At 55.9% G+C, this 1,358-nt stretch carries 1 protein-coding gene; it reads left to right on the plus strand.

Annotation, left to right across the window (positions count from 1 at the left end; translation table 11 throughout):
• Positions 1 to 1,358, plus strand: a 1,358-nt coding sequence (locus ACTHSQ_RS11105) for a beta strand repeat-containing protein (RefSeq protein ID WP_440372000.1), incomplete at both ends; no start/stop codon positions are given.

Genomic DNA, 1,358 nt, shown 5'->3' on the forward strand with positions numbered 1-1,358 from the left:
GGCGGCCCGGTAACCTTGGGTAACGTCGCTGCAGGTGCGGTTAACGCGACCAGTACCGATGCCGTGAACGGCAGCCAGTTGTACAAAACTGCCAATTCCACAGCCACCCACTTGGGCGGCGGATCGGCAGTTCAGGCCGATGGCAGCATTAGCGCGCCGACCTACACCCTGGCCAATGCCACTGGTACGCCAACGAACTACAGCAACGTAGGCGACGCATTGACTGCGCTGAATGCACGCACCAATGCGGCCAACGCCGGTTGGAAATTCCAAGTGAACAGCGGTGCTGCGGAAACCATCAAGCCGAATGATACGGTAGGGTTTAAAGATGGTACCAACATTGCCATAACCAACAACGGTAAAGACATTACCATTGCCACCAAACCTAACCTGACTGCCGACAGCTTGACAATTAACAACGGCCCGGTCATCAACGGTAACGGTATTAGCACCAACGGCAAAAACATTGATATGGGTAACAACGGCAAGATTACCAACCTGACCAGCGGCAACGTTGCGGCAGGCGACAACAGTGCCGTAACTGGCGGTGCAGTTAATACCGCAATCAATACTGCCATCAATACTGCCGTGACCGATTTGAAAGACGCCGGCTTCAAGATCGGAGCCGACAGCGGTGCAGACGACACCGTAAAACTGGGCGAAACCGTCAAATATGCCGGCGATGGCAATATCAAGACCACGGTTACCAACAACCAAATCGGCTTTAAACTGGCCGACAGCATTACCGTTGGTCCGGCTAGCGGCGGCAGCCCGGTTACTGTCGACGGCACTGCCGGTACGGTTACCGGTCTGACAAACAAAACTTGGACCGGTACGCCGGTGAGTGGTCGCGCTGCTACTGAAGACCAATTGCAGGTTGTGGCAAATAAGGCCGCCGCCGCCAAAACCATCGTGGCTGCTGGCAATGGTATCTCTGTAGGCACACCGACACTTAATGGGGATGGCAGCACTACCTATACCGTGTCCGCAGATACTGCCGCCATTACTACCGGCACGGACGGCAAAGCCGCCACAACCGGTAATACCAACCAAGTCGCCACCGCGCAGGATGTGGTTAACGCCATCAACAACAGTGGTTTCAACATCACTGCCGGCGGCAACACCGTAGGTACACCCGCTGCCACTACAGCCAAATCAGGCAGCACCCTGACCCTGGCTGCAGGCAACGGATTGACGGTGCAACAAAATGTTGACGGCAACGGCAACCAGACCTACACCTATGCTGTAGACGCCCAATCCGTGGTACAGAGTGCCCAAGCCCCGGTTGCATACACCAAAGCCGACGGCACCAAGGTGTACAAACACACCGACGGCAACTTCTACGATGCACCCAACGG

The sequence above is a fragment of the Neisseria sp. P0009.S008 genome, assembly GCF_051958615.1.
Classification (GTDB): Bacteria; Pseudomonadota; Gammaproteobacteria; order Burkholderiales; family Neisseriaceae; genus Neisseria; species Neisseria subflava.